This window comes from Psychrobacillus sp. NPDC058041 (assembly GCF_042885655.1).
Taxonomy (GTDB): domain Bacteria; phylum Bacillota; class Bacilli; order Bacillales_A; family Planococcaceae; genus Psychrobacillus.
In genome coordinates, this window is sequence record NZ_JBHVRO010000003.1 from 332,564 (window position 1) to 357,419 (window position 24,856).

Here is a 24,856-nt window from a genome sequence, read left to right on the forward strand (position 1 = left end):
GGAATGTTTTTTGAATTTCGATTTTGGAGAAATTTATTTAACCAAAATGAATTGATTGAGTCGCTAAATAATACATCAATGCGTCATTTTGAAAGACGTGTTTGGATTGTTGCATTTTCGGGTATTTTGCTGTACGCACTACGAGATATATGGGGTATGAATACGGAAGCTCTTACATCCATTTTTGTGAATGGCTATGGAGATACGTATACGATAGCAAGAACTGCTTCTTTATTGGGAGCTATCATTTGGGCAATCCTATTCATGGCGTTTCATTTTTTCGGAATCGCCTTTTTACTACATAAAATTACTGCGGTTGATTTGTCCAAAGTAGCCGTTTTACAATTGTTTGTTGTGGCTTTATTGTTAATGGAAAAAGCACTTGTCTTTTTCATTTTTGCAATTGTCGGATATACAACTGACTTTTCGTTATTGTCATTTGGTCCTTTAGCAGCAACTTTTTTAGACAATAAATTCATAATTTATTTCTTTAATCAATTAACATTCATAACAGCGCTGATTATCGCAATTCAATTTCATTTTTTGCGTGCATTTACGACAATTTCATCTCGTAATCTATTCATAATTTTATTGGCTATCCAAATAAGTCTTGCATTAATCACTGCAGGAATTAGCGTACTCCCACTGGAAACGTGGTTTGAAGGGAGGAAACCAGCGTGAATAAAGGCGTTACAATCTGTATTGCAATTGTCGTGTCAACATTCATCGCTACAAATGCTATTCTTTTATTTTCAAATAAAAGCCAAATTACCCGAAGCTATTATGTAAATGAGTACGATCGAGTACATGAAAATACTTATCAAAAAGAGCTTGAAAAAGAAGCAGTTATAGTTCCTACAAACGAAACTACATTGACAATCAAAGCAACTGAAGTGGGTGATTTCCTTGTTGCTCCGGGAGACTCGGTCCAACAAGGAGCAGAGTTAGCCCAATTAAAAACAGAAACAGCCGACAAGCAACGTTCTCTTTGGGAATCCGAACAACAAGCTTACACACAAGAACAAGCGCAATTGCAACAAATTCTCGACTCACTTCAGTCAGATCGAGCAGGAGCCAATTCAACGACCAATGGAAACGGATCTGCAACTGGAACCACAACTAATGATGTAATCGACGTCGATGTACAAGTAGACGTCAATATCTCACCGGATGGCAACTTCGCGCAAGCTATAGCTCAAACCGAACAAAAAATCGCCGAAGTTGATCGCAAACTACAAATTGTCAGCACACAGCTTAGCCAAGAAACAGATGAACTCTCTTTACTAAGTCCAGTTGACGGAAACGTAGCAAGCATTGAAGTGAGAGGAGACCAATATTTCATTACGATTTATTCAAATGAAAAATCAGTCCTCACATTCGCAAATGAAACAGAATGGCATGACATAGATGAAGGGCAAAAAGTGTTAAATCATACTCCACATCAAGAAGGGATAGTGGAAGGGGCAATTTCTGCAAAATCAGAAGTTCCAGCAAACCCATCTACTTGGCTAAAAGCGTACGAACAATTTGACAATAAGGCCAAAGATCCTTTATACGAAGTACGAATTCAACTAAATGATCAGCTAGAATCATTGCCATACGCCGCCAACATAAACTCTATCATCATTACGAATGAAGCCGAAAACGCAGTCCGATTAAACTCTACTTGGCTACTAAATAGATCCAAACAAAATGCCGATGTATATACATTAACAAGTGATGGCCTCATCGTACGCACACCTGTAACTGTACCGTTCAACTTAGAACAATCTGCTATTCTATCAGAAGGATTACAAAATGGAATGATCGCACTAAATGTGGAACACAAAAGAGAAGAATCACGCGCATTCCTACCATTCCCTTTGGAACTCCCAACATGGAGCAGCATCAAAGCAGTAGGCTGGAAAAACTATGTAAAATACCTAACCTATAAATAACCAAACTACAGCTTTTGCACCTATGCAAAAGCTGTTTTTCAATACTTATAAAGTAAAGATAACCTCGCTGATGAGACTTCTAAACTTTAGGGGTATATGGCACCGAGATATGTGTTTATAACCGTAGTTTATGTGCTTAAAGAGTCCACTTAGGTGCTCACAAGATAAAGTTGTTTATGGATTTATTCCATAATCGCCGAAACTTCTATTAACATACTAATTTAACTTCGTTATACTAAAGTGAAGCATTTGAAGTTGGATCCTAGATTAAAACTGCTCATCGAGAGTTGCTTGCGTTTGTCCATTTTTTTGTAGTGGTTTGATTGATCTTATAGCAATAAATACAGAGCGATTTCATCGATGCTCACGGGAATTATCTCATATATTGCTGTACACTCTGATAATCAAGCAAATGGCAATCTATTCGGTGTGCATACTGTAGTGGTATAAAGTATTCAGTTTATTAATAAAAAAACGAAATATATATTCTAAAAGGAGGTGCTCAGATGAAAGAATGGAAAATTTACATAATGCTCGTCTTCGTCATGTTCGCCTGGGGAGCAAACCTACCGATACTCAAGTATTTGGTAACTGTAGTTCCTCCTGTTACGTTAACTGCGTTTCGGGTACTCACTGCTGGACTGGTAGTGCTCGCTATTTTGTGGCAAATGAAACTACTTAGAATGCCTACAAAAAGAGAATGGAAATATGTATTAATAGGGGCACTTACAAATGTAGTTCTCCATCATTATTTTCTAAATATAGGACTTTCCATCACAAGTGGGACTCATGGAGGGCTAATATTAGGAACTGGCCCGATGTTGACAGCGATTTCCGGGGCAATTATATTAAAATACTTTCCATCGCGATTTCAGTGGCTAGGACTCGTGCTAGGACTTGCTGGAGTGAGCGTTTCTATATTAGTTGGGGGCGGCGAATCTAACGGGGCAAACATTGGTGACTTCTTTGTCTTTCTCGCGATTATTGCTCAAGTGCTTAGTTATATGGTTGTAAGCAAAGCCGCGAAAACGCTTGATCCAAGATTGCTCACGGCATATATGATGTTAGTGGGATCCGTTGTACTAATCGTCATAAGTTTAGTGCAGGAGCCAGGAGGTATAGCTGCTTTTACTGAAACAACACCATTTTTCTGGTACTTATTTTTAGCATCTGCAATCATTTCCACGGCCATCGGGCATCTTATATATAATTATGCAGTTGGGAAAGCGGGTCCAACAAAATCGGCAATATTTATGAATCTAAACCCATTGTTTTCTCTTATTCTTTCCGCCATCTTCCTTGGAGAAATACTAAACATTCGACATATCCTTGGACTTTTCTTAATAATTGCCGGCGTCCTACTCGGGTCCGGAGCAGCCGAAGAAATCTACAAACAAAAAAGGGCGACTAAAAAGTAGCCCTTTTTATAACTCAAACTACTGTAGTCCAACCAGTGACCGAGAGCAATCCTCTTCCAAACTAGAACAACCTTAAAAAAATGACATCCGATAACCCATTTATACCTTTTTCAAAAACTTTTCCCACGACCCCCATAAACTGGACCACTCAAAACGAATAATATAATGTCCGGATAAATTGAGGGCAAAATCTAATTCGAGGTGATTTGATGAAGTGGAAGAAAACAGGAGCAGCATTGCTTGTGACTACTTTAACTGTAACAAGTGCGGGATATGCATTCGCAAATAATCAGTTATTTGATACGGTTGATTTAAGTAAATTGAGTCAAAAACCAGCAACCAGTCCAGTAGTTGCAACAGTTTCTGAGAAACCAGTTACTCCTTCTAAGACAACTGTAGAAGTGAAGACGACCAATCAAACAAACAATCTACAAGAAAATGGGCTACCTAAGATTCCAGCAGATTACCCATACGACAATTTAAAGGGATTATACAAAGCATATGAAAATGTACAAAATCCAAAAGCAAAAGAAGAGATCAAGCTAAAAATCCAGTATTTAATTGCAAAGTACGAAGTGGCAAAAGAATACAAAAATGATGACGCCAAAGAACAAGCGAAAAAACAGGAAGAATTAAAAAAAGAAGCTCTTAAGGAACAGGAAAAACTAAAAAAAGAAGCTCTTAAAAAGCAGCAAGAAGCAAAAAAAGAAGAACTAAAAAAACAACACGAAGCAAAAAAAGAAGTGCATAAAGAACAAAAAGAACAAGAGAAAGAAATAAAGAAAGCGCAAAAAGAACTTCGTAAGGAAATGAAAGAAAAGGAAAAAGAATTACACAAAGCTGAAAAGCACCAAAACAAACATAACGAAAAGAACAAGCACAAAAACGAAAATGAAGATAATGACGAAGACTAATCATGTAAAATATAACCGCTTTTCATTCTTAATTTAGCCAGGTACAATTAAAGGCTAAGGAAAAAATGGGAACGGGAGGGTATGTATGCTTTTGTCCATTATTCAAGGAATTCTCAAAACAAAACAAAACACAAAACAAAAAACAAAACAAAAACAAATAACGGCAGAACTAGCTCAAAAGGCAAAAGCTGGTAATCAGGAGGTTTTAAATGACCTCCTTTTTGCCTTTACCCCATTTATGAAAAAAACAGCTTCATTTGTTTGTAAAAGACCCATCGATCAACATGATGAGGAGTTTAGTGTGGCCATGAACGGATTTCACGAAGCTATAATGAGTTTTAATCCAAAAGAAACAGCCTCTTTGCAAACCTATGCACATTTAATAATAAAGAGACGAATTATTGACTATATTCGAAAAGAATCCGTACGAAAAGAAAAGGTTTTACTCATACATACGTTGAAAGAAGATGCTTCAACTGAGCATCAACAATTATTTGACGAGCAAGCAATTCATACTTATACCATAGAACAACAAGCTGAAGCCAGAAGAGAAGAAATAATCCGCTACACCGATTTAATGGGGAAGTTTGGTTTATCTTTTGAAGAGCTTACACATGCAGCACCAAAACATGCGGATGCTAGAAGAACAGCATTTCAAACTGCACAGATTATTGCTGAAACTGAAGAATTCTATGATTACTTAATAAATAATAAACGTCTACCATTGAAAGAAATCGAAGAAATTGTCGAGGTATCTCGAAAAACACTTGAACGGCAAAGAAAATATATAATTGCTGTTGTCTTATTATTAAGAAGTGACTTCGTTTATATAAAAGAATATGTCAAAGGAGAAATCGTATGATGCGCGTATATAAAGGCATTGTTTGCGAAAAGAAAAATAAATATAGCGTTTTCATTACGAAAGAAGGCGAATTTCTCCGAGGAACTCCTTTAGGAACGAATCCAGAAATAGGAGAAGAAGCACACTTTCACTTATTTGAGGCTACCACTCAACGTAGAAAGTGGTTCAGACCCTCCATATTAGGACCAGTTCTTGTAGCAGCAATGCTTTTCATTTTTGTCGTCGTATCATTCATACCTAATCCAGAAAAAGCTTTAGCCTTTGTTCAACTAAACGGAAGAAGCTCAGTAGAGTTAGGGGTAAATAAAAAAGGTCTAGTAGTGACTCTCCGTTCTTTAAATGAAACTCCAATTGAGCTAGATGATTGGGAAGGACACCCATTTGACTTCGTGCTTGAAAAAGCGATAAAGGAAATGAGCCCAATTTCCAAACAACTAGCGATAACTACTGTATACGAAAATAAAAAACATTCAGTCGATATGAGAGAAATGATTGAAAATGCAGTAGAAGAAATTAATAACGAGCATAAGGAAAAAGTTCTCCTAATAAAAGAAAGTACCGTGGAAGAACGAAACGAAGCCAACAAACAAAACACCTCCATTCAAAAGCTCAAACATAAAGAACATCAAATAAATACCGAAAGAAAAAAACTCGACACCTTTATAAAAGATTCTAAAAATAATCCAAATGACAATAGCAAGGATAAATACACACCATCCAAAGAAAAGAACGAAAATAGAAAAGAAACCGATGAAAAAATAAAAGAACAACAATTCAAAGAACAAGAAAAAATGAAAGAACAATTAGAAAAACAAAAAGAGAAACAAACAAAAGAACAAGAAAAACAACAAGAAAAAATAATCAAAGCTAAAGAAAAAGCTGAGAAAGAAAAGGAAAAAGAAAGAGAAAAAGTAGAAAAAGAACAAAGAAAACAGGAAGAGAAAGAAAAAGAGAAAGAAAAAGAGAAAGAAAAAGAAAAAGAAAAAGAGAAGGAAGAAAAACATCAAGATCATGACGACCAGGGAGAAGATGACTAAATAAAATAACCCCAACTTCCAAAGAGCAACTTTCAAAAGTTCGCTCTTTTTTTGTTACAAAATTATTACTGGTGCCAGGCACCCGCAATAATTCTGTAACAATAGCACTGGAGGCATTTGTTCAGCTCTCCTATTCAATAAAAAATAAATAAAAATGCAATTGACTTTATAAATATACAATTATATAATAATCACTAACTTAACGAAGAGGTGAATGGAATGAAAGTTGGAATTATTGGTGCGACAGGTTACGGTGGTCTAGAACTAATCAGATTACTGCATAACCATCCTGAAATTAAAAATATTGATCTATTCACTTCTTCGGATGAAGGAAACATCTTTTCGAATAAATATACACATTTACTGAATATCCATGACGTGCCACTTCTTAAAATTGATCAAGAAAAACTTGCAGATTACGATGTGATTTTCACAAGCACACCATCTGGAATTTCTAGCGAGCTGCTCCCATCTTTAATAGGAATCGGCCCGAAGCTCATCGATTTATCCGGTGACTTCCGTCTCAAAGATCCAGCTCAATATGAACTTTGGTACAAAAAAAATCCGGCTCCTGCACAAGTAATTGAAAAAAGCGTCTACGGCTTAACAGAATGGAATTCTGAAGCGATCAGAAATGCAGACATAGTTGCAAACCCTGGATGTTATCCAACTGCAGTCCTACTCTCGCTACTCCCGATCATCAAAGAAAACTTAATCGACGCAACTCAGCTCGTGATCGATGCAAAAAGCGGAATCTCGGGTGCAGGAAACAAACCAACACAAATGACGCATTTCAGCGAAACGAATGAAAATACAGCCATTTACAAATTACATCAACACCAACATATACCGGAAATCGAGCAAGCAATCGAAACCCTTGCAAACCAAACAACCCCTATCACGTTCACGACACATCTTGTGCCGATGACCAGGGGGATTCTTACAACGAGCTATGCCCCAGTTAACGAAGGCATAACGGAAAAAGATCTAACAGATGCGTTACAAGACACATACGCAAATCAACCATTTATAAGGATTATCAAACAAACCGACAAATTCGGAACGAACCAAGTGTACGGATCAAACTATTGCGACATTCATGTCAAAGTAGATCCGCGCACAAACCGCGCGACCATTGTCTCTGTCATTGACAATCTAGTCAAAGGAGCGGCTGGCCAAGCGATTCAAAACATGAACGTCCAATTCAATCTAAATCAAACAACAGGTCTCACGCTCGTCCCTTTATACATATAAACTTAGGAGGAATAAAACATGCTAACCACTATGACGATGAAAAGCATTTCATATAAAAACATCGCTTCACCAAAAGGATTCAAAGCAACTGGTATTCACTGTGGACTAAAACATAAAAAAAAGGACTTAGCGCTACTTGTTAGTGAAGTGCCGGCAAGCGTTGCAGGTGTTTTCACAACAAATGCCATCAAAGCTGCACCACTTCTAGTCACAAAAGACGTTGTGTACCAGACTGGAAAAATGCAAGCAATCATAATAAACTCTGGAAATGCCAATGCATGCACAGGTAAGCAAGGAATGGCAGATGCGTACACAATGCAAAAGCTAACCGCAGAAAAACTAGGAATCGACCGCAATCTAGTCGGCATCGCTTCAACTGGCGTTATTGGAGAAATCATGAAAATGGAGCCACTAATAAAAGGTATTCAGCAATTAGACCCTATAGGTGAACTAGAAGGTGCAATTGGATTCTCACAAGCTATTATGACGACAGATACAGTAACAAAAAATACTTCCTATCAAACGATAATCGACGGAAAAGAGGTCATCATCGCCGGAACTGCAAAAGGCTCTGGAATGATCGAACCAAACATGGCAACGATGCTGGGGTTTATTACAACAGATGCCAACATTGAATCAAACCATTTGCAAATGGCCCTAAAATCCATCACTGATATAACATTCAATGCCATTACAGTCGATGGAGACACCTCCACCAACGATATGGTGATCGTTATGGCAAATGGCTTGGCGGAAAATAAATCCCTGACACCTGATCACCCAGACTGGGAAAGTTTTATTCAAACTCTCCACGCCGTAGCCCAAGACTTAGCGAAAATGATAGCCAAAGATGGGGAGGGTGCAACAAAACTAATTGAAGTCGAGGTAAAAGGAGCAATTTCAGACGGGGAAGCAAGAAAAATAGCGAAAACGGTGGTCGGCTCACCACTTGTGAAAACAGCCGTGTTTGGTAATGACGCAAATTGGGGGAGAATCATCGCAGCGGTTGGCTATAGCGGAGCAACCCTTGACCCGTATGCAATCACCATTCATATCGGTTCCACAAAAGTTGTAGAAAATGGGGAACCAGTCCCTTTCTCGGAGGAAGATTTGATAATTTATTTAAAACAACCAGAAGTTAAAATCTTTGTGGATATACATCAAGGTAGCGGTAAAGGAACTGCATGGGGGTGCGATTTGACATATGACTACGTCCAAATCAATGCAACATACCGCTCCTAAACGTACCGTCATCAAGCTAGGCGGAAGCATGCTTGAACGTCTGAATGAAAACTTCTTTATCAATTTAAAGAAACTTCAAGCTGCTGGCACTGAACTCATCATTGTCCACGGTGGAGGGCCAGCAATAAATAAAGAACTAGCAAAAAACAACATAACTTCGGCCACAGTAAACGGCATACGTGTAACTTCAGAAGAAGCAATTGGAATCGTCCAGTCGACACTTGTCGGTCAAGTGAATCCCACTCTTGTTCACCAGCTGAATAAAAGCGGCATTGCAGCAATCGGCCTAAATGGGTGCGACGGCAGTTTATTACAATGCACTTTATTAAATAAAGAAACATACGGCTTTGTCGGGGAAATAAAAAACGTAAATGGCTCTATACTTGAAATGCTTTTGGCGAACGGCATTACGCCAGTCATCTCGAGTATCAGTTGTACCGAAGAAGGTACGCCACTCAACATTAACGCCGACACTGTAGCAAGCAAAATTACTTTAGCAATAAAAGCAGAAAGTCTGATGCTAGTAACAGATACACCTGGTATCCGAATCGGCGGGGAGGTGCAACTAGTCGTAACTCCTACCAAAATTGACGGCTGGATCTCCTCTGGAGAAATCTACGGAGGTATGTTACCAAAAGTAAATGCAGCACAAGATTGCTTAGCAGCAGGCATTCCATCGGTTCAAATTGTTGGTGAGCAACTAGAAGGTACAACTATTTTACAACAGGAGGTATATGTGTGAGCTCTTTATTCCCAAATTACACTCGCCGTCCAGTCCATCTAGTAGAAGGAAAAGGAACAATCGTCACAGATGACTCCGGGAAAAGATATCTTGATTTCACAAGTGGAATAGCCGTACTTAGCCTTGGTCATGCACATCCTGCAATTGTAAAAACAATCCAACGACAAAGCGAAAAACTATGGCACACATCGAATTTATTCGAAAGCCCTGAACAAGAGCAGCTAGCGTCATCACTAATAAAAGATACGCACTACGCACACGTATTTTTCTGTAACAGCGGAGCGGAAGCGAATGAAGCAGCAATCAAACTAGCGCGCAAACACACTGGCAAGCACGTTATCATCACTTTCGAGAATTCATTTCACGGAAGAACATTTGGCGCAATGTCCGCAACTGGCCAAGAAAAAGTGCACCAAGGATTCGGACCACTGCTTGAAACATTTCGAACAGTTCCATTCAATAATATCGAGAAACTCAAGGCAGTAATCGACGAGAGTGTAGCAGCGATCATGCTCGAGGTCATACAAGGTGAAGGAGGGGTCAACCAAGTAACCCCAGAATTCGCACAAGCCATTGCAGATATATGCAAATCAAAAGGAATCCTCCTAATCGTCGACGAAGTCCAAACAGGCATCGGCCGCACTGGAACCCGCTACGCATACGAGCAAACCGTCCTACGACCAGACATCATGACGCTCGCAAAAGGACTGGGTGGAGGCTTTCCGATAGGAGCAATGCTTGGCACAAGTGAATTGCATGACACATTTGGCCCGGGGACACACGGCACAACATTCGGAGGAAATCCATTGGCAGTCGCCGTCGCACAAACCGTACTAGACAACGTATTCACTACCGAATTTTTATCCGCAGTCAATGAAAAATCTACGTACTTTATGGATAAGCTAAAAGAAGCATTACCAGCATATCCAATCGTCGGATCTGGCTTGTTGCTAGGCATCGTCTGTCCAGACGAAGTCGCACCATACATAACTAAAGCAGAGCAAGCTGGCCTACTACTAGTAGCGGCAGGAACACACGTCATCCGACTCCTACCGCCACTAACAGTCACAAACAAAGAAATCGACCAAGCCATCAACGTTATTACAAGTATATTACCGGTGCCTGGCACCCGTAACATTATATAGAAGAAACCCACTTGAATTAAAGCGCTCAGCGAACCGCTATTCAAAACCAAGGACCCGCCATTAAGGCAGGTCCTTTTATTACTGGTGCCTGGCACCTGTAACAATTCATCCAAAATATGTTATTCCTTTGCACGACAAACTACCTAATAAATCTAAAAAATCCCGTTGCATTCATACTAAATTATGGTACACTTTAGAAAAATTCACATCGCATTCCACTTATCAATGAAATGGGGAAAGAATTTGCTGACTTGGAACAAAGAAATCATAATTCACGCACCGATTAACAAAGTATGGAACCTCTTTGAACTCGATCAAATTCAAAGAATCATGCCAAACGTCGTTGAACATAAACCGATAGAAATAAAAGATGGAGTTGTCGGTTCAACGTACGAGCAAACCTATAAAGAAGGGAAAAGAACCGAAACGTATATCGTGACAGATACCGAATATGAAAATACCGAACAAAAGAAACATAAAAAAGTTGAGTTCACATTAGCAAAAGCGTTTAAAATAGAAACAGCATTTACCTTAATCCAGCTTAACGACCAATCCACGAAATTTATTTACACTGGCCAGAATGAAGGATTAAATCTAATGGGAAAAACATTTATTAAACTAGGTTCAAAGAAGCGGAATGATAAAGTAGTAGATGACTTCGTCGAATTAGTTCGCACAGAAGCAATGAAAGATTCATAATTTAGGAGGATTTACATGACAATCGATTGGAGTAACTTAAATTACGTAGCAATAATTATAGGTGGATTCTTGTATATGATCTACGGTACAATCTATTATTCGATTTTATTATCAAATAAAAAAGAGCAACAAACGAAAGGACCTTTAAAGTATATTTATTCGGTAATTATTGCATTCATCAGTTCTTTTTTTGTAGCTATCCTCATCAACGCAGCTGGAGCAGACACACTCCTTCAAGGTGCACTCATTGGATTCATTCTAGGACTTACCATAAAAATGGTATATGTAAAGAATATGTTATTCGGCTTGATCTCCAAGAAATCAACGTTTATCGCAATATGCGATCACGTTGTTATTTTTACACTGCTTGGAGCATTACACGGCTGGTTATCTTAATAAATCAAAAGCCCTTTGAGTCCATCAAAGGGCCATTTTTTTATAAATAAACATTTAAAGAAAAACTACCTAAATCCGAGAGCAAACCCTAAAAACTATGCGTCATCGCCCAAATTGCCACAGCATCTACCTTACTAGTATTCATAAACCGGTGCGGAAGCGAGCTATCGAAGTAAATACTATCACCTTCATATATCATATGTACCTCACCCTCGACCTCAATACGCATGCTGCCACTCAGCATAATGCCACACTCTTCGCCAGCGTGATACATAAAAGGCGTTTCCAATTCTTCACCGGGCTCGACGACCATTTTAAAGAAGCTCATCTGCTTTCCGGTACTCGGAGACAATAACTGATAACTCACATTTGGCCGAACGCGCTTGATTAACTTTTCTTCACCGGACCGACAAATCGTTACGGCATTTGTCTCTTCAGTTTCGAAAAATGAAAACACGGGAACTTTTAAACTATGGCTTAACTTCCAAAGTGTTTCTAGTGAAGGGGACACCTGGCCACGTTCTATTTGAGAAATCATACTTTGACTGACTCCGGTAAGTTTTGCAAGCTCATCTGATGTTAAACTTTGCATCCTACGTAAATATCTTATCCGCTTGCCCACTTCTTCTTTAGGAAATTCCAAACAAACACCCCTTTCGAATAAACATGCAATTGGCAGAATAATTAAACATGTATTTTTTTGCTTACTCGATAATAATATAATCATATTTCATTGATGTCTACCATTTAATTCTAAATTTTATTAAATAGAACTAATAATAAAAATATTATGCACAATTATTTTTTATGTAGACACGTGAATAATAATAACTTATACTTTTAATAATTCAGTAGTTCAATAGGGGAACTGAAGAATATAAAAATGGGGGTAAGTGTACATGAAAATGAAAAAATGGTTAGCAGCACTTTTAATGATTACCGTTTTAATTGTTGCTGGATGTAGCAATGATTCTGGTGGTGTATCAACAGAAAACTCGACATTACAAAAAGTTTTAAAAAATAAGAAATTAGTTATCGGGATGTCTTCAGGATATTTCCCATTTGATATGAAAGATCCAAAAGGCGCTTTCGTTGGTTATGACGTAGACTTCGCAAACGCACTTGGAAAAGCACTTGGGGTAGATGTAGAATATAAACAATTTACATTTGATGGATTAATTCCTGCGCTTCAAACTGGAGAAATTGATATGATTTTCGCAGGTATGACAATTCGTGGGGATCGTGCTCTAGCAGTAAGTTTTGCAAACCCTTACTTCCAAACAGGTCAAGCAGTTATGCTTCCTTCATCTGATACAAAAACAAAAACTTGGCAAGAGCTTGACGTAAAAGGTAACAAAATTGCTGTAGGTATCGGAACAACCGGTGCATTACTTGCAAAAGAGGTATTTAAAAATGCAGAAGTACTAGACTTTGAAGATTTCCCAACAGCAGCGGCAGCAATGGCTCAAGGAAAAGCAAATGGAATTGTATATGACGAGCCAGCAATCGCAGTATGGAACCTGAAAAATGCTGGTCAAGTTCGCCAACTAGAAGGATTGATCTCTTCTGAAAACCTTGGTATCGCTATGAAGAAAAATGATTTTGAAACAATTCAATGGGTTAACTCATTCCTAAACAGCTATATTGGAAGTCCTTCTGAACTTGCTTCACGTCACAAATGGTTCGAAACTTCTGATTGGTTAAGTGAAGTAGTAGAAGAATAGAACACTCTGGCAACTTAGAGGAGGAACAACTATGTATCAATACGACTGGAGTGTCATTGGTCGGAATATGGACATCTTCATTTCAGGAGCGCTAAAAACGCTAGAAATCTCAGCGTTAGCAATCCTAATTGCTATTCCGATCGGTATAATTTTTGGACTTGGACGTATCTCAAAAAACAAGATTTTTAGATTCATATCTTCTGCATACGTAGAAATTATTCGTGGAGTTCCACTACTAGTTTTACTAATTTGGATTTACTTTGTACTAGGACAATATTTCAGACTGGGCTCGTTTTGGGGTTCTATTGTAGGGCTTGCGGTATTTGCAGGGGCATTTATTGCTGAAATCGTTCGCTCTGGTATTCAAGCTGTACCGAGAGGACAAATGGAAGCAGCACGTTCACTTGGGATGTCCCATTCAAAAGCGATGACACATATTATTTTGCCGCAAGCATTTAGACGCGTATTACCGCCGCTTGCATCTCAATTTATTATGCTAATCAAAGATTCATCGCTCGTATCCGTAATTGCCGCTACAGACTTAACGCTAAACGCAAAAAACCTAGTAGCAACATCATTCCGTTCAATTGAAGTATGGACTTTCGTTGCACTAATCTATTTGATCATGACATTCAGCTTATCGCTAATCATTCGATTCTTAGAAAAACGATTACTGAAGAGCGAAGCATAACGTTAAGGAGGGTGTAACCAAATGATATCTATTAAAAATGTCAATAAAAGCTTCGGTGCCCACCACGTCCTAACCGACGTTTCGCTCGAAGTACCAAAATCGAATGTCGTTGCATTAATTGGACCAAGTGGAGCAGGGAAATCCACGCTCATTCGGACAATCAATGCATTAGAACCAATCGATAACGGAGAAATCATCGTCGATGGCATCTCCATTCACAATAAAAAAACGGACATCAACGTAGCTCGCACGAACATCGGCTTCGTATTCCAAAGCTTCAACCTATTTCCGTTCTTAACGGCACTAGAAAACGTAACAATGGCACCGATGAAAGTAAAAGGGCTAAGCAAAGAAGCAGCAGAAAAGAGAGGGAAAGAACTACTTACTTCTCTTGGACTAGGTGACAAATTTGATGCCTACCCTAGCCGACTTTCTGGTGGACAACAACAACGTGTTGCTATCGCACGTGCACTAGCAATGGATCCAACCGTCATGCTATTTGACGAACCGACATCCGCACTCGACCCAGAAATGGTAACCGAAGTGCTCGATGCCATCCGCAAACTAGCAAAAGACGGCATGACCATGGTAGTAGTAACACATGAAATGGGCTTCGCCAAAGAAATCTGCGACGAAATCGTATTCATGGCAGAAGGCAAAATAGTCGAACGCGCAGCGCCAGACAAATTCTTCACAAACCCAGACACACAACGCGCCCAAGACTTCCTATCCAAAGTATTAAACCACTAGAGAAATCTAGTGGTTTTTTCTTTTCAATCAAACACCCAATTCCCCCCAAGTACCACATATCACTTGGCGACCAGCACATAACCAAGGTGAGCGCCACAAACACATGGTGAGTACCACATACCCAAAGGTGAGTACCACAAAACCTCCGCCGAGTACCACATAACCCAATGCGACAGCCACATAACTAATGATGAGCACCACATAACCCTGGCCAGGACCACTAATCCGTCTTCTAAACCAAATCCAACTATTGCCTTCCAACCAACTCTCTGATACCCTAAATCCATACCAATGGAAAGGAGCAATTACCATAGAAATCATCAGACCAGAATCACACAATCATCACGCACTAACCAGACTAATAGCACGCCTACCAAAACAGCACGAAAAATACCCCAATATTCTAGAAAAACTAGACCAAACAAACGCAGGCTACTATGGAGAATTACGTGCCGACCGGTTCATCGAAGAAGTCCAATTCCCACAACAAGTACACATCATCCCAGACCTACACTTCCGTCTTCACAACAAAAGACACATCCAGATTGACACCTTAATCCTAACCAAATCCTATATTCTAATAACTGAAATTAAAAACATAACAGGCACTCTTCAATTTAAAGAATACCCAAACAAACTAGTGCGAATCGTAGACCAGGAAGAAAAGCCTTTTGATTGTCCTCTCATTCAACTAGATAGAAACTGTGATGGAATTAGCAAAATTCTAACAATGCTCAACGTGAAAATTCCTATTCACCAAGCCCTTGTGTTCCCATCCCAAAAAACGCTAATCGAAAATGCCCCCAAAAATCGAAATATCTTTTTCGTCAAACAATTCCCGTTATTCATCCAAAAACTAAACATATTGCCACCAGTCCTAACCGAAAACGAATTTATCCAATTAGGAAACAAACTAATAAGCGTAAATAAAAACTTCACTCCAAAACCACTATGTGAAAGCTTAAAAATAAATTCAGAGGACTTGAAAAAAGGAGTCCTATGCAAACAATGCAGTGCAACACTCATAAGAAAATCACTCCGTACCTGGTTATGCAGCGCATGCAAAAGCATAGACACTAACCCAATTCCAAGAAATATCGAAGATCTCTTTTTGCTAATCAAATTAAATATATCGATAAAAGACTGCATGCATTATTTACAAATAAACTCAAGATACACAATCTATAACAGCCTACAAAAAATGCAACTAGAGAAGCGTGGCCACAAAAGATCTACCAAATACACTCGAATAAACAAACCAATAACCATCAAATAAGAAAGGAAGCCAATCTAAAAATTGGCTTCCTTTTCAAATCAAAAAATTCACTAGTACCACACACCCCAAGGTGAGTACCACATAACGTCCGCCGACCGCCACATACCCCAAGGTGAGTACCACATAACGTCCGCCGACCGCCACATACCCCAAAGTGAACACCACATATCCCAAGGCGACCGCCACATAACCAATGTTGAGCACCACATAGCTAAGTCGACCGCCACATAACTAATGTTGAGTACCACATAACCAAGCCGACCACCACTTACTCCAAGGTGAGCACCACATAGCTAAGTCGACCGCCACATAACTAATGTTGAGTACCACATAACCAAGCCGACCACCACATACCCCAAAGTGAGCACCACATAACGTCCGCCGACAACCACATACCCCAAGGTGAGCACCACATAACCCCCCGACCGCACACGAGAAACACATGTACTAACACATGAACCCCTTCTATTAAAAAAATTGTTAGTATTCTGAGAGATTCCTTATGTATGATAACAACAAGGGGTGAAAAAGATGATTCAAAAAGGAAGTAGTTGGATCCTGATATTCTGTACAATTGGAATACTTTTCTACATGATATTTAGTGATAGTGAAACAAGGAAAACAAATCAATTTGCAGTGGATGGTTTGATAAACTTATCGAGAATTCCAGCAAGTGAGCAGATTTCAGCTCTCACTGGAGAATGGAAATTTATCCCGAACAAGCTACTTGCACCTGACGATTTTCCCAAAGAGGCCTCTAACATTCAAGTACCTGGACCATGGCAATCGAATGACTCATACGGCACCTATCAGCTCGAAGTTAAAGTCCCACCTCATTTCCATGAAATAGGTATCCGAATTCGCAACATTTGGTCAGCGCATCAACTATTTATAAACAATGAAAAGGTTGCTTCAAAAGGAAAGGTTGGCACAACGAAAGAAACAACGGATCCAAACAATCCAACCTATGAAGTATATATAAAACCACCAGCGGATACGTTTACGCTGACTATTCAAGTAGCTGACTTCTACAATGCAAGACACGGCATTATTTTTCCAATAGATATTGGAGAGGCAAATGCAATAAAAAACGATGTAATTCGTGACACAACGTTAGAATGGATTGCTGTATTCATTTTGTTTATATTTGCTATCTTTCATTTCAGCTTATTTTTACTCAGAACAAAGGAACGAGCATTCTTTTTTAGTGGTATGTATTTTTTCACATTATCCTTTCTTATATTAACGAGAGGAGAGCGATTACTATTACGAGAATTTCCGAGTCTCTCGTTTGAATGGTACTTTCGTTTTCAAGACTTCATAACATACATAAACTCAGTTATGCTTATTTTCTTTCTAATTTATACGATTAAATCCATTATGAAAAAAAGTACTGCTATATTTCTGACGACACCACTCACAGTGTATGGTATTGCTACACTCGTATTCCCAGCACGTTCGTTATCAAGCTGGCAATCATTTTTTTTCGCATATATCAATTTATTAGCCATTTTCATCATTGTACGTTTCGTTTATTTATTCGTAACCAAAAAAGCACATATACCGAAAAATGAACTAATCGTTTTAGGTATGAGCTTCATCGCGCTCCTTATTTTCGCTGGTAGCGGTGCAATCGACCAACTATTCTTTTCCGGGCGTAATTTGTTGAACCAAGTTGGAATCATACTTTTCATCCTATGTATGAATGTCTTCATTGCAATGAGGCTCATCAACCGCACAACCGATGCAGAAATATTTAGTGAAAAACTAGAGAAAGCGACAATTGGTAAGGATTCCTTCCTTGAAGTGACGACAAATGAACTCGTAAAGCCAATTTATCACTCACTAAACATTACAAAAGAACTCGCAATAGCAAATCCAAGTGCCGAGCATCAGATACTGGAACAACAACTAGAGCGACTGCTTTTTTTAGTAAGCGAATTGCAAGACTTTACTCGCATTCGATTTCAGGATTTTCAAATTGATGTCCATCCAGTGCATCTCCAAATGGTTGCTCAGCACGTTATCACGATGAACCAAAAAAAGATGGAAAAGCTCAACATTCAACTATTTATACAAGTAGAACCAACTTTACAAATCAAAGCGGATGAACAACGACTAAGCCAAATCATTTACAGAATAATAGAAACAACCATGGCACATGCAGAAAACGGAAGAATTATGATCTCAGCCATCCACTGCGATACGGAAGTTCTGTTTACAATAGAAGGAACTGGTACCAAAACAATTCACCAAATTGCAGCCAATGAAACCGAGCAATCCATCGGCAAAGCAATTATTGAGCAAATGGGTGGAACATACAAAGTGGATATTCTGCAAACAGGTATACGCTTCGCATTAACACTGCCATTTTATAATTATGTGGAACAGCAATCGTCGTATCCGGAGTCCTTAGTTATTGCGGCAACATCTCAAACAAACGAAGCGTTGCCAAAACTACTGATCGTAGAAGATGACGTTATACACGCGGAAGTACTCAAATCGTTGCTTAGCGCAGACTACAACATCCGTCTCGCGCATACAGGGATACAAGCACTGACATCTATTCAAGAACAAAGACCTGATTACTTACTTGTTGACGAAGTGATGCCAGGGATGGATGGTATTGAACTCACGAAAAAAATTCGTGAAACGGACAGCTACATAGACTTACCGATCATCATGCTCGTCACAAACGAATACCCGACAAACGTAGCCATAGTACTAGAAGCTGGGGCAAACGACTACATTCGAAAACCTGCAACAAAAGAAACACTAATTGCCAGACTATCCGCCATTGCCCTTACAAAACAGGCAGTAAACAAAGCGGTAGAACATGAAATGGCATTTTTGCAAGCTCAGATTAAACCGCATTTCCTATACAACGCTATAAGCAGCATCATCTCGTTTTGCTACACAGACGGTGAACGTGCAGCCCACTTACTGACAATGTTATCGACCTATTTACGGTACATTTTTGATTCGGGGAAAGAAGGGCACCATGCAACGCTCGAAAAAGAATTGGAAATTATTCGCGCCTATGTAGAAATAGAACAGGCGCGCTTTGGCGATCGCCTCGCCGTCGTATTCGAAATAGACGAAACGTTGAACACTACGCAAATTGGACTGCCAAGCCTTCTTATACAGCCGCTTGTCGAAAATGCCATCCGACACGGTATATTTGAAAAAGAAGGACAAGGCTGTGTAACTATTCGTATCCATTTAGAAAATAAAAGGATGCGCATCGACATTATTGACAATGGTATTGGGATGACCGAAATCCAAGTAGAGAAGCTATTACAAGGAAAACAGAGCCTTCAACAAGGTATTGGCTTCTCTAATGTACTGCGCCGAGTTCATGAAATACCAAATGCGAGACTAACAATCTCCTCTTTGCCAAACAAAGGAACAAAAATGACGCTTAGTTTACCAGTAAAGGAGAATAATTATGTGGAAAATAATTATCGTTGAAGATGAACAACCCATCGTTGACTTACATACTCGATTGCTAGAAAAAGATGGACTCTTCCAAGTCATCAAATACTATACATCACCAATAGAAGCGGCGAAAGAATTGCCAAATGAAGAAGTAGACGCTATCTTCCTAGATATTGAAATGCCAAAAATGACAGGGATAGAGCTTGCCGAAGGGTTGGTGGAAAGTGGTATCGATGTTCCTATCATCTTTTCGACTGCGTACTCTAAATATGCAGTCGACGCTTTTCGTGTACAAGCACTCGACTACATTCTAAAACCTATGACACCAAAAACCGTCATCCAGCTCGACGAACGTCTCACCAAATACTATGGTAAGCAGAAAGGGGACAGTAATAATCTAGTAGCCCAGCTCTACGGAGACGTTTTCGTTCGACATAACGAAACCACAGTCAAATGGCCAACAAAAGTAACAGAAGAATTATTTTATTATCTACTTATAAATGAAAACAAAGTAGTTAACAGATACCGGATAATTGATGACATTTGGCCAAATCAAGAAGAAAAAAGAGCACTCGCAAACCTATATAACAGCATCTACCGAATGCGCCAACTTTTCGCAGACCTAAATGTACCAATAGAAATTAATCGTATGAATGAAGGCTACGAACTTAAAACGAACGGCGCCGTAAAACACATCCTCCCAAATAACCATAAGGACCATTTCCTAGAGTCAAAAGGTTACCTATGGGCATACACCCACTAACCACCTCCTACCCGGAGGTGGTTTTTACATGACCACCACATAAACCGGTTCGAGCACCACATAACGCCATCCCACCACCACATATCCAATGACTGCCACCAAATAAACCAGTTTAAGTCAAGCGTAATCCTTTCCTAAAGTTTTGAGAGTTTTTTGAGAGTAGGACTTTTTATACTGTAAAAGAAAATTAATAAGGGGGAATGAGGATGTTCAAAAAAATATTTGCACTACTGCTAATTGTTCTTATTGTAATGAATAATGTAAATATGCCAGTTTTTAAAGCGGAGGAGTCAAATGGGACGATTATAAAATTTGAAGACCCTTCAAAGTTAGTAAAAAATAGTGAAGGATTTGAGTATAATTCAAGCATTGATAATGTAGACTACTCAGTTAAATATAATGGAATGTACGGTGATAATTTTACGTTTGTCTCAAATGGATCACTTATTCAATTGATTTATGGAAGTCCTGTTTATACACTGGATATTTGTTTTTCAGAAGAAGTAGATGTACATAAGCTCGATTTTTTACATGTAGGTGGCGAAGGATCGACTGGAAGATTAATTGATTTTACGACAGACACAGGAAAAAAATCGATCGGAAATAATTTTTCAAGTTCATTTTTATTTAATGACTTTCAAAAGATTAAAAAGCTTACTATAAAAGTTTATAGTACTGATAATTCCAATTTGTATATGCAATTCAATTTAGGTAATATTGAGGTTTCATTGGATCAAAGCCCTGCTATTACGAATGAAATATCGATAAATACGTCAGAACAACAAGCTATCAATAACTATACTTTTTCTAACCTACTAGAAGGCTATAAAAACACGGATATTCACGAAGAAACTTTTATTATTTCCAAAAAAACGGGAAATGAAATAAATAATATTACCGCAGAAATAGATGGGGATAAATTCACTTTAGGGAATCTATCTGAAACAACATTAAACGACGAAAATCCAACAGTCGCATTCACTTTAAAACCAATTGTCGGCCTATCAGAAGGTACTTACACTTCAACGGTGACGATTACAGCGGACGGTATGGAACCAGTTACTATTACAGTGCAACTACAAGTAACGAAGGAAGCAGAAGAATATAAAGCAGTATCGGCAGGACTAATGCATTCATTAGCTATTAAAACCGATGGTACAGTATGGTCTTTCGGAAGAAATGACCATGGTCAATTAGGAGATGGGACAAAAACGGATAGTGACACGCTAATACAAGTGAAGAAAGAAGATGGAGAGCCACTTAAAGCAGTGGCTGTAGCGGCTGGAACTTGGCACTCACTTGTCCTAGATGAAGATGGAATTGTATGGGGATGGGGAGAGAATGGAAAAGGGACATTAGCGACTGGAGGAAGCACACAACCAAAACTATTTCCTGTGCAGGCGGTTGGATTACCTAAAATTACTGCTATTTCCTCTACTACTCATCATGCGTTAGCAATAGACGTAAATAACCAAGTATGGATATGGGGGGACAATTCTTCTAAACAACTTGGAAATGGAAATGGTAATATATATAGCTATTTTGCAACGCCACAAAAAGTAAAGCTGGAAGATGGGTCCGAATTAAAGGGACAAGCAGTGGAAGCTGGACAAAATCAATCGCTCGTTATCGATTTAGATGGAACTGTATGGCATTGGGGGACAACAACTGATCTAACGAGTATGTGGCCAGTAATAGTGACAGATAGTAATAATCAAATTTTAAAAGGAAAACAAGTCACTGCTGGAAATTCCTATTTCTCCGTTTTACAAGAGAACGGAGATGTATGGACAGTTGGAGATAATTATTTCGGTCAGCTAGGAAATGGAAGCAAAAATAATATATCGGTTAAACAAGCAGTCAAAACGAATATTTCAGATGTAAAAGCAATAGATGCTGGATATGGACATACAATCGCTATTAAAAATGATGGAACTGTATGGGGCTGGGGAGATAATAGTCTTTCTCCGCTAGGTGATTTAACGAACACAAAAAGAAATTTACCTGTGCAAGTAAAAAATCTCGATGGTAGCTTTTATATAGGAGCAACTTCAGTAAGTGCAGGAGGTGTTCATTTTACAACTGCAACGCATACACTTTCTATAAAAAATGGGCAACTCGTTGGATGGGGAAGCAATCGTTACGGGCAATTAGGAATACCAATAAGTACAATAACAAAAGACTATGCTGAATATGAATATACATTACCAAAAAATGTGACTGTGAGCTTTAATACAAATGGCGGAACAGTCATTGAACCAAAAACTATACCTTACAACACGCCTGTGTCGATACCACAGGAACCAACTAAACTAGGTGCTACTTTCTTAGGTTGGTATGAAAATCAGTTAAGTGATCCAAAACTTGATCCGACGTATGATTTCACTCAAAACGTCTCTAAATATTTTACTCTATATGCACTTTGGGAGGAACAAGAGCGTTTCCAAGTCTCTTTTGATTCACAAGGAGGAAATACTGTTCCGAAAATCACAGAGATTATGAAGGAGAGCGTAATCTCAGAACCAACCAAACCAACAAAAGTAGGCTACACATTTGTTGGTTGGTACACAGATGCAAATTATACAACGAAGTTTGATTTTACTACGCCAATTACGCAGAGCTGGGGACTGTACGCAAAATGGAAGAAAAATTCGTCACCAACACCAGATCCAACACCAAATGGTCCTACTGTGGAAGACATTATAGTAGACGTAGTCGATGACCTAAAACCAGATGAATTACTTGTGCGCACAACATTCACACGTACACGAGACAATAACTCTGTTAAAGACAATGTCATCTTTACGCCAGAAAAAGCAAAGGAATCTGTTCAAAAGTTAGATGGAAAAGAAATGAAAATTTCTCGCATCGTCATTCCAGATACAAAAGACGAAGTAACCGAAACGACAGTAAACGTTCCGTTAGCATCTTTAAACGAACTAATAAAAGGACAAACAAGCCTGTCCATCAGTACAGAAAATGTCATGATTATGGTGCCAAAAACATCACTGGAAACATTCAATGACAATCTATACTTCCATGTCGTACCAGTGAAAAAAGAACAAGAAAAACAAGTAATTGAAACTCGTGCGAAACAAGAAAGCAAAGTAAAAGAAGTAGTTAAAATGGAAAATGCCAAAGTACAAGTATTGGGCCGTCCAATGATGATCGAAACGAACATGCAAAGCCGACCGGTGACGTTAACATTGCCACTCCCTGCAAATGCAACACAACAACAAATGGACAACCTTGCTGTCTTTATTGAACATAGCAACGGCAAAAAAGAAGTTATTCGAGGCAGTATAGTTGACTACAAAAAAGGAGTGAAAGGTGTTGAGTTCAACATTGACCACTTCTCAACATTCACGATTCTGTACTTAGAAGGAGCAGCCAAATACTTTGCAACTCAAAATAATAGCTGCACAGAAGAAAAAGCAATTGGTTGTATTCAAGCCAAAAAAGTTGTACCAATTTATACAATACAAAACAATCGATTAAAAAAAGAAACCAACTTAGAAAAAGCAAAAGTGCACCCAGTATATGAAAAGATATCCCCGATGCTTGGACTTGGAGGAGATATCTGGGTAGAACGCACCGACGCAGTTTTGTACGAAACGCCTTCGAAAGATATGTTATTAAAAAATGAAACAACTAATGATCGTCCGATGTGGAAAGGGCTTCAAATGAAGCCTGGTCAAATCGGCAAAATCACTGTGTTAAAGGATACGGTCATTTGGGAGAATATTAACAAAACGAAAAAAATACCACGTATCCTGAGAAAAGGAGAACAATATCGCGTCTATCGATATGTACCAGCTTTATATGTAATCGAAAACGGAAAATATGTAGAGCAACAACCAAAGGTCCAATGGATTTCTAAATAAACTTAAGAGTCTAGTATTGATTGATATTCTTGCGATATTAAGAAAACACTTTAACACGCAACCAATTAAAGATACTGCACGATTTGAAGAATCAGCATCCACACTAGATCATAAACGGTAACTGAAGCATTTTTTGCCATCCGCATCTAGCAAAAAAGGAATGACCATGGTAGTGGAAAAAGAAGTATTATTCATGGCAGAAGGCAAAATAGTCGAACGCGCAGCACCAGACAAATTCTTCACAAACCCAGACACACAACGCGCCCAAGACTTCCTATCCAAAGTTTTAAACCACTAGAGCAATCTAGTGGTTTCAGACTGAAGACAAACTCGAAAAAAACGAGATTGTCTTCAGTCTTTTTTTATTTTTTTAAATAGAAAGGAAGAAAAATCGAGTCCGGAAAAAGAGACTTGCTTTCCGAGGATGAACCATCGAGCATCCTAATTTTCACATAGGCCACCCATCTTTTTCCATATCTATTTATCAATGCATATTCTGCGTTGCTGTCTAAAATCTACAGAATGAGTAGGTTTACAAAGTAAAAAAAGGATTCTATAAAGTGTTATTTATGATATATAATTATCAGTTTTACATTAATATTTTTGAAGTAGTTAAAGTAAATATTATTGTAAATTTGATTAATCAGAAAAATATTAAAACTTAATATATACTGAATTGAATTT

Annotated in this window: 20 protein-coding genes; 19 read left to right on the top strand and 1 reads right to left on the bottom strand. The window is 38.6% G+C overall.

Features of this window, described 5'->3' with window-relative positions; all coding sequences use genetic code 11:
- Nucleotides 1-3: 3 nt before the first annotated feature.
- From ACFVR1_RS06770 to ACFVR1_RS06825, 12 genes are all read left to right on the top strand, one after another.
- Nucleotides 4-681, top strand: coding sequence for a hypothetical protein (locus ACFVR1_RS06770; RefSeq protein ID WP_387582054.1), 678 nt, complete (start codon nucleotides 4-6; stop codon nucleotides 679-681).
- Nucleotides 678-1,937, top strand: coding sequence for an efflux RND transporter periplasmic adaptor subunit (locus ACFVR1_RS06775; RefSeq protein WP_387582057.1), 1,260 nt, complete (start codon nucleotides 678-680; stop codon nucleotides 1,935-1,937). Before ACFVR1_RS06770 ends, ACFVR1_RS06775 begins: the two co-directional genes overlap by 4 nt.
- A 506-nt stretch (nucleotides 1,938-2,443) precedes the next feature.
- The gene (locus ACFVR1_RS06780; protein WP_387582060.1) at nucleotides 2,444-3,355 is read left to right on the top strand and encodes a DMT family transporter; all 912 of its coding nucleotides are present in this window, start codon (nucleotides 2,444-2,446) and stop codon (nucleotides 3,353-3,355) included.
- A 209-nt stretch (nucleotides 3,356-3,564) separates the two neighbouring features.
- The gene (locus ACFVR1_RS06785) at nucleotides 3,565-4,269 is read left to right on the top strand and encodes a hypothetical protein (RefSeq protein WP_387582063.1); all 705 of its coding nucleotides are present in this window, start codon (nucleotides 3,565-3,567) and stop codon (nucleotides 4,267-4,269) included.
- 85 nt (nucleotides 4,270-4,354) lie between these two features.
- The gene (gene sigI, locus ACFVR1_RS06790; RefSeq protein WP_387582066.1) at nucleotides 4,355-5,131 is read left to right on the top strand and encodes an RNA polymerase sigma-I factor; all 777 of its coding nucleotides are present in this window, start codon (nucleotides 4,355-4,357) and stop codon (nucleotides 5,129-5,131) included.
- Nucleotides 5,128-6,168 carry an anti-sigma factor domain-containing protein gene (locus ACFVR1_RS06795; RefSeq protein ID WP_387582069.1) on the top strand — a complete coding sequence of 347 codons (1,041 nt, stop codon included), beginning with the start codon at nucleotides 5,128-5,130 and terminating at the stop codon, nucleotides 6,166-6,168. Before sigI ends, ACFVR1_RS06795 begins: the two co-directional genes overlap by 4 nt.
- Nucleotides 6,169-6,387: 219 nt before the next feature.
- Nucleotides 6,388-7,422 (top strand): N-acetyl-gamma-glutamyl-phosphate reductase, encoded by a 1,035-nt coding sequence (gene argC, locus ACFVR1_RS06800; protein ID WP_387582072.1) that lies wholly within the window; start codon nucleotides 6,388-6,390, stop codon nucleotides 7,420-7,422.
- A gap of 18 nt (nucleotides 7,423-7,440) precedes the next feature.
- The gene (gene argJ, locus ACFVR1_RS06805; RefSeq protein WP_387582075.1) at nucleotides 7,441-8,664 is read left to right on the top strand and encodes a bifunctional glutamate N-acetyltransferase/amino-acid acetyltransferase ArgJ; all 1,224 of its coding nucleotides are present in this window, start codon (nucleotides 7,441-7,443) and stop codon (nucleotides 8,662-8,664) included.
- Nucleotides 8,627-9,406: an acetylglutamate kinase gene (argB, locus tag ACFVR1_RS06810; RefSeq protein WP_387582078.1), complete on the top strand. Its 780-nt coding sequence runs from the start codon at nucleotides 8,627-8,629 to the stop codon at nucleotides 9,404-9,406. The genes argJ and argB overlap by 38 nt, the downstream gene beginning before the upstream one ends.
- Entirely contained in the window at nucleotides 9,403-10,551 is a 1,149-nt protein-coding gene (locus tag ACFVR1_RS06815) for an acetylornithine transaminase (protein ID WP_387582081.1), read from the top strand. Before argB ends, ACFVR1_RS06815 begins: the two co-directional genes overlap by 4 nt.
- Nucleotides 10,552-10,794: 243 nt before the next feature.
- On the top strand, nucleotides 10,795-11,250 hold the full coding sequence (locus ACFVR1_RS06820) for an SRPBCC family protein (protein ID WP_387582084.1): 456 nt from the start codon (nucleotides 10,795-10,797) through the stop codon (nucleotides 11,248-11,250).
- A gap of 15 nt (nucleotides 11,251-11,265) precedes the next feature.
- Nucleotides 11,266-11,646: a DUF1761 domain-containing protein gene (locus ACFVR1_RS06825; RefSeq protein WP_387582087.1), complete on the top strand. Its 381-nt coding sequence runs from the start codon at nucleotides 11,266-11,268 to the stop codon at nucleotides 11,644-11,646.
- Between the two features lie 88 nt (nucleotides 11,647-11,734).
- On the opposite strand, the gene ACFVR1_RS06830 is transcribed toward ACFVR1_RS06825, so the two are convergent.
- Nucleotides 11,735-12,289 carry a helix-turn-helix domain-containing protein gene (locus tag ACFVR1_RS06830; RefSeq protein ID WP_387582090.1) on the bottom strand — a complete coding sequence of 185 codons (555 nt, stop codon included), beginning with the start codon at nucleotides 12,287-12,289 and terminating at the stop codon, nucleotides 11,735-11,737.
- Between the two features lie 256 nt (nucleotides 12,290-12,545).
- On the opposite strand from ACFVR1_RS06830, the gene ACFVR1_RS06835 reads away from it, so the two are divergent.
- The 7 genes from ACFVR1_RS06835 to ACFVR1_RS06865 all read left to right on the top strand — a co-directional run bounded on the left by ACFVR1_RS06835 (nucleotide 12,546) and on the right by ACFVR1_RS06865 (nucleotide 24,172).
- Nucleotides 12,546-13,370: a transporter substrate-binding domain-containing protein gene (locus ACFVR1_RS06835; protein ID WP_387582093.1), complete on the top strand. Its 825-nt coding sequence runs from the start codon at nucleotides 12,546-12,548 to the stop codon at nucleotides 13,368-13,370.
- Between the two features lie 31 nt (nucleotides 13,371-13,401).
- Entirely contained in the window at nucleotides 13,402-14,061 is a 660-nt protein-coding gene (locus ACFVR1_RS06840; protein ID WP_387582096.1) for an amino acid ABC transporter permease, read from the top strand.
- Nucleotides 14,062-14,082: 21 nt separating this feature from the next.
- Entirely contained in the window at nucleotides 14,083-14,811 is a 729-nt protein-coding gene (locus ACFVR1_RS06845; RefSeq protein WP_387582099.1) for an amino acid ABC transporter ATP-binding protein, read from the top strand.
- Between the two features lie 250 nt (nucleotides 14,812-15,061).
- The gene (locus ACFVR1_RS06850; protein ID WP_387582102.1) at nucleotides 15,062-16,087 is read left to right on the top strand and encodes a nuclease-related domain-containing protein; all 1,026 of its coding nucleotides are present in this window, start codon (nucleotides 15,062-15,064) and stop codon (nucleotides 16,085-16,087) included.
- Nucleotides 16,088-16,618: 531 nt separating this feature from the next.
- On the top strand, nucleotides 16,619-19,558 hold the full coding sequence (locus ACFVR1_RS06855) for a histidine kinase (RefSeq protein ID WP_387582105.1): 2,940 nt from the start codon (nucleotides 16,619-16,621) through the stop codon (nucleotides 19,556-19,558).
- Nucleotides 19,536-20,288, top strand: a complete 753-nt coding sequence (locus ACFVR1_RS06860; RefSeq protein WP_387582108.1) for a response regulator — start codon at nucleotides 19,536-19,538, stop codon at nucleotides 20,286-20,288. Before ACFVR1_RS06855 ends, ACFVR1_RS06860 begins: the two co-directional genes overlap by 23 nt.
- A 206-nt stretch (nucleotides 20,289-20,494) precedes the next feature.
- Nucleotides 20,495-24,172 carry an InlB B-repeat-containing protein gene (locus ACFVR1_RS06865; protein WP_387582110.1) on the top strand — a complete coding sequence of 1,226 codons (3,678 nt, stop codon included), beginning with the start codon at nucleotides 20,495-20,497 and terminating at the stop codon, nucleotides 24,170-24,172.
- The last annotated feature ends 684 nt before the right edge of the window (nucleotides 24,173-24,856 follow it).